10 protein-coding genes are annotated in these 12,038 nt (G+C 57.7%); 8 read left to right on the plus strand and 2 right to left on the minus strand.

Annotated features, from left to right (window positions below; translation table 11 throughout):
• Positions 1–36 precede the first annotated feature (36 nt).
• Together D3P08_RS27955 and D3P08_RS00605 are read right to left on the minus strand one after the other, a co-directional pair.
• On the minus strand, positions 37–951 hold the full coding sequence (locus D3P08_RS27955; protein ID WP_119597500.1) for an SRPBCC family protein: 915 nt from the start codon (positions 949–951) through the stop codon (positions 37–39).
• A 4-nt stretch (positions 952–955) separates the two neighbouring features.
• Entirely contained in the window at positions 956–1,471 is a 516-nt protein-coding gene (locus D3P08_RS00605) for a MerR family transcriptional regulator (protein WP_119597501.1), read from the minus strand.
• Positions 1,472–1,887: 416 nt separating this feature from the next.
• Between D3P08_RS00605 and D3P08_RS00610 the strand changes: the two genes are divergently transcribed.
• From D3P08_RS00610 to D3P08_RS00640, 8 genes are all read left to right on the plus strand, one after another.
• Positions 1,888–3,093, plus strand: coding sequence for a glycoside hydrolase family 125 protein (locus D3P08_RS00610; protein ID WP_119597965.1), 1,206 nt, complete (start codon positions 1,888–1,890; stop codon positions 3,091–3,093).
• Between the two features lie 21 nt (positions 3,094–3,114).
• Entirely contained in the window at positions 3,115–4,413 is a 1,299-nt protein-coding gene (locus D3P08_RS00615; protein ID WP_119597502.1) for an ABC transporter substrate-binding protein, read from the plus strand.
• Positions 4,414–4,521: 108 nt separating this feature from the next.
• Positions 4,522–5,370, plus strand: a complete 849-nt coding sequence (locus D3P08_RS00620) for a carbohydrate ABC transporter permease (protein ID WP_240647242.1) — start codon at positions 4,522–4,524, stop codon at positions 5,368–5,370.
• Positions 5,371–5,381: 11 nt separating this feature from the next.
• Positions 5,382–6,311 (plus strand): carbohydrate ABC transporter permease, encoded by a 930-nt coding sequence (locus D3P08_RS00625; RefSeq protein WP_119597503.1) that lies wholly within the window; start codon positions 5,382–5,384, stop codon positions 6,309–6,311.
• An 11-nt stretch (positions 6,312–6,322) separates the two neighbouring features.
• Positions 6,323–7,492 (plus strand): glycoside hydrolase family 76 protein, encoded by a 1,170-nt coding sequence (locus D3P08_RS27160; RefSeq protein WP_162848316.1) that lies wholly within the window; start codon positions 6,323–6,325, stop codon positions 7,490–7,492.
• Between the two features lie 22 nt (positions 7,493–7,514).
• The gene (locus D3P08_RS27165) at positions 7,515–8,570 is read left to right on the plus strand and encodes a glycoside hydrolase family 76 protein (protein WP_162848317.1); all 1,056 of its coding nucleotides are present in this window, start codon (positions 7,515–7,517) and stop codon (positions 8,568–8,570) included.
• 239 nt (positions 8,571–8,809) lie between these two features.
• Positions 8,810–10,741 carry a DUF2334 domain-containing protein gene (locus D3P08_RS00635; protein WP_240647243.1) on the plus strand — a complete coding sequence of 644 codons (1,932 nt, stop codon included), beginning with the start codon at positions 8,810–8,812 and terminating at the stop codon, positions 10,739–10,741.
• Between the two features lie 18 nt (positions 10,742–10,759).
• The gene (locus D3P08_RS00640) at positions 10,760–11,995 is read left to right on the plus strand and encodes a glycosyltransferase family 2 protein (RefSeq protein ID WP_240647174.1); all 1,236 of its coding nucleotides are present in this window, start codon (positions 10,760–10,762) and stop codon (positions 11,993–11,995) included.
• The last annotated feature ends 43 nt before the right edge of the window (positions 11,996–12,038 follow it).

Here is a 12,038-nt window from a genome sequence, read left to right on the forward strand (position 1 = left end):
TAGGCCGATGCGGTTTAAGCGGCATGCTGCCTGCAGTTACTTAACATGCTGTCCTTCTAACACGGCCTGAAGACGGTCCAGATTCTGCTCGTTGCTGTCCGGGCAAAATGATTTGACTTGCTCGAATACGTTCTCGTCTTTGAACTGTTGACGGAATGTCAAACGCGTCTGACCAGCTTGTTCCGTAAATGTCGCCGTCAGCCGGAATTCGGGAGCGCCTTGATGCTCCAGTACGATCCGTTTCCCCGGCTCAATCTCGATAAACTTGTTTTCGTTCGGATAATCCTTGCCGTCCGGTCCGTAAAAGGTAAAGCGCCAGAAGCCGCCTTCGCGGAAGTCGAATTCGTGGAACGTGCTCGTGAAGCCATTTGGCCCCCACCACTGGGTTAGAAGCTCCGGCTGCGCCCATGCACTGTAAACCGCTTCCTTCGGGAAATCATACAAACGCATATGGACAAACTCTAATTCGCCGGGAGCTGGATCGGCATCGTCCTCAGCCGCAGCGCTCTCATGGCTCTGAGCAAGCGAATTGCCCAATAGCTCCAGCAGCTCTCTCGATCCGTGCTCCCGATTCTCCACGGCGTCCAGCCCGTCGAAGAAGGTGCCTTGCTCCGTAAAGGTCAGCTTTGTGCCGCCATCCGCGTCTGAAAGCTCAATCGTCGTTATCGACACCGAGAACCGAACGCCATTAAAGTCCATCACGTACGTATACACAATCCGCTCGAGCGGAACAATCTCTTGATAAGTCGCGTCGAACGTGTACAATCCGCCGTCCGGCGCTTCGCCGCTGCTGAACTCCCGTCCGCCTACCCGAAAGTCGAACACTTCTGGCTTCGTGAACCAGCGCGCTTTGGCTTCAGCGTCAGCCATTGCATGGTATACCTGCTCCCTGGATGCCGGATACGTTTTATCAATGACGAATGTTCCATGACTTACAAATTTTTCTTTCATGATCTTAATCCTCCTTGTTTTCTTCTTTTTTATTGTTTGTTTTGTCATCTCCACCCGCTAAGAACATCCCCAGCAGGCCAAAACGTTGCTCCCAGCTTTGTTGACGATTCAGAATAGGCTTCTCGTAGTCATTCTTCATCGCTTGCAGCAGCGTGGTGAAATCGTCTACCGTCACCTGCTCCTTACCTTTCATCAGCTTAGACACGTGCCTCAATTGATCCAGCAGCCTCTGCTGCCGCCGTATTTGCTCTTGCGCACGCTCGATCTGCAAATTGACGACCTCGAGAGGGTCTATCCCGCGGCCCGTCAGCGCCGCTTTCACTTCGTCGAGCGACAGGCCTAACTCTTTCAGCGACACAATTCGATAGAGCCGCGATAAATCCTCGTCATCGTAGAGCCGATGTCCCGATTCCGTGGCAGCCGAAGGCGAGAGCAGGCCAATCTGGTCGTAGAAGCGCAGCGTACGCACGGTTAGCCCTGTCAGCTTGGCTAAATCTCCGACCTTCCAATAGGTTTTCATTGATCATCTCCTTTCTATTTCGCTAGCTCGATCACCGGTAGCCTCATTATAAAAGCTTACGTTACGTAAGGTGCAAGCGATTTTGTTCAATTTTTTAAAAAAGTTTTTTTCTGGGCCGACTTACGGAGACGCAGGAGCTGGATGGGTATAAACGAAATTTGTCGCATAATGTTATACCAATTAAATAACTAGATATATTGGCATGTTTAAATATTACATTTTTATATTGACATATTATGTTACCCTCCCTATAATCGGAAATGTAAGCGGTTCATTAAGCGGATATCAGCCGGTTGGAGAAGATTAAAGGGGGAGGTAACGATTTGAACCAGACGTCACCGCAAACGCCATTTTCCATTCAATCCATCTTGAATAAGGTGACCGGGCAGTGGGGGCACGGCAGCAAACTCGGAAATATGTTCGAAAAATGTTATATCAATACGCTACAGACCACGATCAGAAGAAAAGGGGACGGCACAACCTTCGTCATTACGGGGGATATACCCGCGATGTGGCTTCGCGATTCGGCGGCGCAGGTGAGGCCGTACCTCATTCCGGCAGCCGGCGATCATGTCTTGGCGGACATGATCGCCGGGGTGGTGCAGCGTCAGCTCGAATGTATTTTGATCGATCCGTACGCAAACGCTTTCAATGAAGCGCCTACCGGAGACGGGCATCACGGCGATCTGACGGAGATGAACCCGTGGCTGTGGGAGCGGAAGTACGAGGTCGATTCGTTATGCTACCCGATCCAGCTCAGTTATCTGCTCTGGCGGAATACCGGAAGAACGAGCCATTTCAACGCGACGTTCCGCGAGGCGGCCGGCGAGATATTGAAGCTATGGCGCACGGAGCAGCACCACGAGACGCAATCTCCGTATACGTTCGAAAGGCTGAATTGCCCGCCGACGGATACGCTGACGCGCGAGGGGAGAGGCAGTCTGACCGCCTATACCGGCATGACATGGTCGGGCTTCCGGCCAAGCGACGACGCTTGTACGTACGGCTACTTGATACCGTCCAATATGTTTGCCGTTGTCGTGCTTGGCTATCTCGTGCAGATCGCGAACAAGGTGCTGCTTGATAAGGAGCTCGCGGCCGAAGCCGAGGCGCTTCGGAACGAAATCGAGCAGGGCATCGAGCGGTACGGGATCGTCGAGCATCCGAAGTACGGGCGAATCTACGCCTATGAGACCGACGGCCTCGGCGGCTATAACCTGATGGACGACGCGAACGTGCCGAGCCTGCTGGCCATTCCTTATTTCGGCTACCGGAGCGCGGATGATCCGGTGTATCGGAATACGAGGCGCTTTATATTGAGCGAAGACAATCCTTATTTTTACCGGGGAAAAGCAGCGGAAGGAATCGGGAGTCCGCACACGCCGGAACGTTACGTCTGGCCGATCGCTCTTGCCATGCAGGGACTCACGACCGGCGACCGGAGCGAGAAGGCGCGTATGCTGGAGCTGCTGTCCCGAACGGATGCGGATACGGGCTTCATGCACGAAGGATTTTCCGTTGACGACCCCAGCCAATATACAAGGCCTTGGTTCTCGTGGGCCAACATGATGTTCAGCGAGCTGGCGATGGAATATTGCGGCATTCAAGTTTCCAAGAGCTAAACGAAAAGGGAGGCAAGTCGAATGAAGAGATGGGTATCGCAGGCAATGCTGGCAGTCATCTTAATCATCGGGGTTATCGGCTGCAGCGGCAATAACAACAATAGCGGCGGCTCGAACGGCGGAGCGGGAGACGGCGGCAGCGGCAAGCCCGTCGAGCTGACGTTCTGGGGCGATTGGGGCGGGGAAGGCCAGAAGCAATTCGAGACGATGGTCGACGCCTTCAACAAATCGCAGGACCGCATCCGCGTCAAATATGTGCTGCAGCAGGACATGATTACGAAGTTTCTGACGGCGGCCACCTCGGGAGGCGCCCCGGACATCCTGTTCTGGGACAGGTGGAGAACGTCGCTGTACGCGCCGAAGAACGTGCTGCATCCGCTCGACGACTATATGGCGAAGGACGGCATCGCGAAGGACGCGTTCTATGAGGAGTCGATCAAAGAGCTGTCCTACAACGATAAGCTGTACGGTCTGCCGCTAACGGTCGATGCCCGCGCCCTCTTCTACAACAAGAAGCTTCTGGATGAAGCGGGCGTGAAGCCGCCGACGACATGGGCGGAGCTCGAGGATGCGGCGATTAAGACGACGAAGTGGAACGGCGACAAGCTGGAGGTTGCGGGCTTCTCCCTGGGAGATAACGGCCTGTTCAATATGTATCTGCAGCAGGCGGGCGGAACGATGCTGACGGAGGACGGCAAAACGAACTTCAACAACGAGCAGGGCAAAAGGGTGCTGAGCTTCTGGAACAAGCTGCTGAACGAGGATAAGGTGTACAAAGTCGGCTTCGAGCAGGGCCTGGGCGAAGGGACGGACGCGTTCGTCACCGGCAAGCTGGCGATGCATTATACGGGGCCATGGATGCTGAGCACGTACAAAAAATACGGCAAGGACCTCGATTTCGGCATCGTGCCGCCGCCGGCGGGACCAAACGGCGGCAAAGGCAGCGTCATGGGCGGCTTCGGCCTCGTCATTCCAGAAGGCGCGAAGCACAAGGAAGAGGCTTGGGAGTTCATTAAATGGTGGACGGCGAACAAAGACAACGCGCTGCTCTGGGCCAAAACGAGCTTGAACATGCCGGGTCTGAAGGCGGCGCTCGAGGATCCGTTCTTCAAGGACGATCCGTTCTGGCAGCCGTTCATGGAGACGCTGGAGTTCGCGAAGATCCGTCCGGCGCATCCGGGGTATTCGGTCATGGAGAACGACGGCTTGATTCCGAATCTTCAGCTGTACCAGCAGGGCGAGCAGAGCCTGGAGGATACGCTAGCCAAGGCGCAGTCGCAAGGCGACAAGCTGCTTGCGGATAATGCGGAAGTGAAATAACGCTTGGGGATGCGGCGGGGAGGATATTCTTCTCCGCCCGTATTCTTAAATGGCAAGGAGGGAACGCATGTGGCTTCCATCGGCAAGCTGAACCGCCATCAGGCGAAGATGGCCTATCTGTTCATAACCCCGACGATGGTGTTATTCCTCGTCTTTACGATCATACCGGTCGTTATGGCGCTATTCCTCAGCTTCACCAATTACGACGTCGTCAGCCGCATGGACTTTGTCGGCGTCGACAACTACAAGCGGCTTGTTGACGACAGCCTGTTCTGGCAGACGTTCAAAAATGTCTTTTATTACGCAATCGTATTTGTTCCGCTTAATATCCTGATCTCTCTGCTGCTCGGCATGCTGATGAATTTTAAGCGTCCGGGCGTCCGGCTGTTCCGCACGATGAACTATTTGCCGACGCTGACGTCGGCCGTTGCGGCCGCCACGGTATGGATCTGGCTGCTGCATCCGGAGTTCGGTCTCGTGAACGGGATCCTGAGCTACTTCGGCGTTGTCGGTCCGGCTTGGCTCGCGCAGACGGAGACGGCGATGCTGTCCATTATTCTTGTGACGCTGTGGCAGTCGGTCGGCTCCAACATGATTATTTATATCGCCGGCCTGCAGGGCATCCCCGAATATTTGTACGAATCGGCGAAGCTGGACGGGGCGACCGCCTTCGACCGGTTCCGCTACATTACGTGGCCCCAGCTTAGACCGACGACCTTCCTGGTCAGCACCATGTCGATTATCGGCGCGCTGCAGCTGTTCGATCAGGCGTTCGTGCTGACGCAGGGAGGGCCTGGCAACGTCACGAAAACGCCGGTATACCTGATTTACCAGCAGGGCTTCAACCAGCTGCAGATGGGATACGCGTCCGCGCAGGCGTTTATTCTGGCGCTTGCGATCCTGATCTTCTCGTTTATTAACATGCGGATCAATAAATCGGAAGAATCGATTATATAGGAGGGGACGGTATGAAGACTCAACCATCACGGCTTGGCCGATCGTCAATCGCCGCCTCTCCGGCCGTCTCCTACCGGACCCGCGCAGCGGCTGGCAATGCTTTATTCTACGCGGTCAGCATCGCGATCGCCGTATTTATGTTTCTGCCGTTCTTCTGGAGCCTGATGACGTCGCTGAAGCCAAGCGAAGACATCTTCTCGATCCCGATCCGGTGGCTGCCGTCGGAGGTGACGCTCGAGCATTACCGGCAAGCGTTCACGACCGTGCCGTTCGGCCTTTATTTCTGGAACTCGCTTGTGCTTGCCGTAGCCGGGGTGCTGGCGAACCTGTTTTTCGGCTCGCTCAGCGGCTACGCGTTCGCGAAGCTGCACTTTCGCGGCAACACGGCGATGTTCCGCGTCCTGCTGGCCGCGATGATGATTCCGGGCATCGTCACGATGATTCCGAGCTTTTACGTGCTGAAGCATTTCCCGCTCTTCGGCGGGAACGACTTGCTCGGCGGAGGCGGCAACGGCCTTTTGAACTCGTTCTGGGGCATCATTCTGCCGGGCGCTTCGGGATCGTTCGCGGTGTTTTTCATGCGGCAGTTTTTCCTGACGCTGCCGTCGGACATGATGGAGATGGCGCGGATCGAGGGCTGCAAGGAATTCCGCATCTTCTGGAATATCTATCTGCCGCTGACGAAGCCCGCCCTTGCGACGCTCGGCATCTTCACGTTCCAGGCGGGCTGGAACAGCTTCCTATGGCCGATGATCGTGCTGAATGACCCCGACAAAGCGACGATTCAAATGGGGCTGCAGGCGTTCTCGTACAACTATCAAACGGACTACGGCCCGATGATGGCCGGCGCGCTGATCGCGATTCTGCCGATTCTGATCCTGTTCCTGCTGCTGCAAAAATATTTCGTGCAGGGCATCGCCTTCACGGGCGTGAAGGGGTAGGTGCCGGCTGCATGAAGCGACATCGGAACAAAATGCTGGCCGCGGCAGTCGCCGCCGTCGTTGCAATGGCCGCGCTGGCCGCGGCGTGGCCGAACGGCCTGCTGAGGCAGGCGCTTGGCACAAGGGACGCGGCCGTCTGGGCCGAACGCGCCGAGGAAGCGCAGCTGCAGCTGCAGGAGTCGTTCTGGGACGAGGGCCGCGGGCTCTACAACAACGCCGCGCCTTGTATGCTGCAGCTCTGCACCGATCCGTTCAACTATTGGTGGCTTGCGCATGCGGCGGACGTCCTCGTCGACGGCTACGAGCGCTCGGGCGGTGAGCGGTATTCGGAGCAGCTGGCGAAGCTGTACCAAGGCATACTGGACCGCAACGCCGGCGTCTTCCCGAACGACTATTACGACGATATGGAGTGGATGGCGCTTGCCTGGCTGCGCGCTTACGACGCGACGGGAGAAGAACGGTACAAGGAAGCGGCGCTTGTCTTATGGGAGGACATCAAGACCGGCTGGAACGACGAGATGGGCGGCGGCATCGCTTGGCGCAAGACGCAGCTGGATTACAAAAATACGCCGGCCAACGCGCCCGCCGCCATTCTCGCGGCAAGGCTGTATCAGCGCTTTGGAGACGAAGATGATCTCGCCTGGGCGAGAAAAATCTACGACTGGCAGAAGGCGGCGCTTGTTGATCCCGGCACGGGTCTCGTGTGGGACGGCATGAACCGGATGGGTGACGGCGCCATCGACAAGGACTGGAAGTTTACGTACGGCCAAGGCGTCTACATCGGAGCGGGAGCCGAGCTGTACAAGGCGACGAACGAAGCCGAATATTTGGCCGATGCCCGCAAGACGGCCGCTTATCTGAAAGAAGCGTTTACGAGTCCGGCAACCGGCATGCTCCCTTCCGAAGGGGAGGGGGACGGCGCTTTGTTCAAAGGCGTGCTTGTCCGTTACGTGGGCGAGCTGATCGCCTTGGATCCGGAGGATGAGACCGCGAAGTCGCTGGCGGAGCTGCTTCAGGTGAACGGGGACAGTCTATGGGAATACGGCAAAGGAGCCGAAGGGGCGCTGTTCAGCAACTCGTGGGCGCAGACGCCGGATGAGGTCGTTCAGCTCAGCACGCAGCTAAGCGGCATGATGCTGCTGGAGCAGCTCGCCCGGCTTGAGGCACGGAACAGGAGCTAGAGAAAGCAGAGGAGTGGAACAGATGAAATGGCACAGACGGGCCGACGACGCGCAGGCGGCGCTTGACCGCTATTTTTGGAATGACGGGATCCATATGTTCAATATCGAGACGCCATGTCCGAACGGGGCATGCAATACGATCTTTCATTATTGGTGGATGGCGCACGCGGTCGACGCGCTCACGGACGGCTATTTGAGGACGGGGGGCAGCGGCTACGCCAGACGTCTCGAGCAGCTCTACGACGGGCTGCTGCGCAGGAACGGCGGAGCGTTCCCGAACGAGCTGTACGACGATATGGAATGGATGGCGCTCGCTTGGCTGAGGGCCTACGAGGCAACCGGCGTCAAGCCGTATAAGGAAGCTGCGCTTATTCTGTGGGAGGATATTAAGACCGGGTGGAACGATCATATGGGCGGCGGGATCGCCTGGCAGAAGTCGCAGCTGGATTACAAGAATACGCCGGCGAACGCGCCTGCGGTCATCCTGGCCGCAAGGCTGTACCGGGCGTTCGGCGAGCCGAACAATCTCGAGTGGGCGCTCCGCATTTACGAGTGGCAGAAGACGCATCTGGTCGATCCGGACAGCGGCTTTGTCTGGGACGGCATGAACCGGACCGGCGACGGCTCGATCGACAAGGATTGGAAGTTCACGTATTGCCAAGGCGTCTATATCGGGGCCGGCGTGGAGCTGTACCGCACTACCGGGGAAGAGGCGTACTTGCAAGATGCGATCCGGACGGCTGAGGCCGCGCGGGCCCAACTGGCGGACGGTACGACCGGCGTATTCCCTGATGAAGGCGACGGCGACGGCGGACTGTTCAAAGGCATTCTCGTTCGTTACCTTGCCGAGCTTGCCAAGGAAGCGCCGGCGCGGTCGGCGGCTGAAGAGCTGCTGCTTGGCAACGCAAGCGCGCTGTGGAATAAAGGGCGCGATGCGAATCGCCAGCTGTTCCATACCGATTGGTCGTCGCAGCCGGCCGAACGCGTGACCTTGAGCACCCAGCTCAGCGCGGTCATGCTGCTGGAGCGGGCGGCCGAGCTGGAGAAGAACGGGCTGCTGGAAGCGGCATCCGCTTAAAGCAACATAATAGGCTCCCCATACGGCAGACAGGCGAAAGGATAGATGCCTGCTGCCGTATGGGGGGCTTTTTTTCATGCCCTATTCCCCGGCCGCTTAGCCGTTGATGGCGCTCTGCTCCGGCACGAAAATTTTCTATAGTAAGCAGAAGTTGTTAATGCTATAATCGCTATGCCTATTTTTTTTCGACAAAATTTGATAGAGACTGAGCGTCAGCGGGGGCACCTAGATTGAAGAGCATGCTATTAAAAAATAAAAGAGCCGCGCGAGCGCGGATCATCGTTATCTGCGCGGCAGCCGCGCTAATCGCGCTGGCCGCGTTCGTGCTCGTCCATACCTACACGGGCGCGAATATTTATCCGAATAAGGACAAAAAACATGCGATGCTTCGTCTCGAGGACGTCGGGCCGGGAGGCGATTACGGCAGCATCGAAGGCCTTGGCAAGCTGAGGGCCGTATTCGACTATATCGCGTCGGAGCGGATTCCGTTCCACGTGGCGGTCATTCCAAGAAGAATGATGCTCGAGGAGGACGGCGCCTGGACGGAGAGGGGGATCGATGATCCGGACCCGGACGAGGTGACGGCCCATTTCGTCGAACTGCTGCGCCATGTCCAAGCTGGCGGCGGCGTGCTCGGCATGCACGGCTACACGCACCAGTACGGAGAGGCAGAGAGAGAGGACGGCGGACACAATTCGGGAACCGGCAACGAGTTCAAGGTGAAGGACGCGCCGGAGACGAATGATGCTTCCTATGCGGCGGCGCGCATGATGAGCAGCCTGAAGGCGTTCGAGACGGCGGGGCTGCTTCCCGCGTTCTGGGAATCGCCTCATTATCACGATACGCGAGAGCAGGAGAAGGTTTTCCGCTCGCATGTCGGCATTCTGTACCAGCCCGACTTTTTTTCGCTCCGGTCGCTGAAGGATTTGAACGCCTACGACAGCGTCAACCCATACGGACAAGACACTCTCGGCTCCGTCTACGTGCCGGCTCCGTACAGCTACGTGAGCGACGACTCTTCCGTCGACGGTATGCTGAAGAAGGCGGAGGGTGACAACGGTTTGGCGGCGATGTACGTGCATCCGTTCAAGGAGTTCGACTATCTCGAGCCGGTTGTCGGACCGGACGGAGAGCCGGAGATGAAGGACGGTCTGCCGGTATACCGCTATACGGACGGCGGCGAGCCTTCTTATCTGCACCGGCTTATAAGCGGGATGAAGGAGAGAGGCTACAAGTGGCAGTCGCTCCACGATATCGTGCCGTTCACGCCCGCCCACCGGGTAACACTGCCTCCGTCCGCCGCGGCCGCCGATATTCTGCTGGGGAACATAACGGGAGACGGCAGCGACGACGTGCTCGTGCGCGAGCTGCGTCGGGTTCGGGTTATTCCGGGCAGCTACGAATGGCCTCGCAACCGAATGCAGGAAGCGTCTGAAGTATGGCTGCAAGAGACGTTCGCGCCGGAGGAGCGGCTTGTTCTGGCCGACGTGAACGGGGACGGCAAGGAGGACCTGATCGGGTATGATCCGGTATCGGGCGCGCTTCGCGCGGGGCTGGCGGACGATCGGCGTTTTCTGGCGATGGAGCCGGCCGGGACGCTCCCGCCGGGGCTGGAGCAGCTGCTGCCCTTCCGATTCGGGCAAGGGCTTGGCTTCATCGCCAGACAGGAGACGCGAATCCTGCTCATCCGAGCCGTGAACAAGAGCGGGGACGGATGGGATATCGCGGAGGCGGAGCCGGGCGTGCCTGAGGATGCCGTACTGTACGCCGGCCGTTTCCGGGACGCGTCGAGAGACGATCTGCTGTTCCGGTCGGAGACGGAGGGGACGACTGCGATCCTATACCAGGACGACGGCGGGAAGCTTTCCGCTCCCGTGCCGGTCGACGTCTCCTGGAAGTCTGGCGACCTGATGGTCGGCGATCCGAACGGGGACGGTCTGGACGACCTGATCTTCTATAACGCTTCGAAGGGAGTATGGCGAGTAGGGGAGAATAACGGCGAAGGCCGGTTTGTGCGGCTGGACAACGATTACGGCCCATGGGCCGGGGAAAAAGGAAGGATCGGATTCGTCGCCGACATGGACGGCAACGGCAAATCCGATATCGCATCTTATGATCAAACAGGGAATGTGCTCGACCTCGCGCTATCGTACCGGGGCAGCGCCCGTTAACCTCGAAAGGACGGCATTATGCAGCATTTTTTTATGGTACTCGCCAATGTATTTCAGTTTATTATTTTTGCCGTTACCCTGTATCAAATCTTGATTAGCTTAGCCGGCTTCAGACGGGAGAAAAAGCGCGGATTACAGCACGCTCCCCGGAAATCCTTCGCGATTCTGATCGCCGCGCACAACGAGGAGAGGGTGATCGCGCCGCTGCTCGACAACCTGAACACCTTGGACTACCCTGCCGAGCTGTACGACGTATTCGTCATTTGCGACAATTGCACCGACCGCACGGCGGAAATCGCGGCCGCGCACGGCGTCTACGCGATGGAGAGGTCCGACGATTCCCGGAAAGGCAAAGGCTTCGCCATGGAATGGATGCTCGAGCAGCTGTGGGAGCGGGAGCGCCAATACGACGCCGTGGTCGTGTTCGACGCGGACAACCTGGTCAGCCGCAATTTCCTCCGCGAGATGAATAACAAGCTGGCGGACGGGCACCGGGTCGTGCAAGGCTATGTCGAGACCAAAAACCCGTTCGATTCCTGGGTCTCTCTTTCTTATGCCATTACGTATTGGTTCATTAACCGGATGTGGCAGCAGGCGAGGCATAATTGGGGCATGGCGACAACGCTCGCCGGGACGGGGATGTGCTTTGAATCCGGCCTTCTTAAGGAAATCGGCTGGAATGCCACGTCGCTTACGGAGGATGTCGAGTTCACCGCGCGATGCATCGGGCTCGGCATTTATCCGACCTGGGCGAATCAGGCGATCATCTACGACGAGAAGCCGATCACGCTAGCCGCGTCGATGAGGCAGCGGGTGCGCTGGATGAGAGGCCATACCGACTGCGCAAGGCGGTACATGGGACCGTTGATGCTGCAGGCGATTCGGTCGCGAAGCTTCGCGCAGTTCGATGCGGCGATGTATCTGTTCCAGCCGATCCGGTTCATGTTCGTAGCCGCAGTCTGGGTCATGTCGTATTTGCAGCTGGCGACGCCGCTTCACGAACAGTTCGCTTGGCTGCGCACGCTGCCGGACTCGGCTTGGGTCGCGCTGAACGCCGCCTTGTTCCTGCAGTTCCCGCTCGTTATGCTTCTGGAGCGCAGGCCGTGGCGTTCGTACTTGGGCCTTATCTTGTTCCCGGTATTCCAGTTCACATGGTTCCCGATAACGCTCGTCGGACTCGTCACAAGCAGGAACAAGACTTGGAATCATACGGTTCATACGCGATCTGTCCGCATTGAAGACATGGCGGGATAACGATGATGAATTAAGCCCAAAGAGCAATCTCCAGCAGCAGGAT

The organism is Paenibacillus nanensis, from assembly GCF_003583765.1.
Taxonomy (GTDB): domain Bacteria; phylum Bacillota; class Bacilli; order Paenibacillales; family Paenibacillaceae; genus Pristimantibacillus; species Pristimantibacillus nanensis.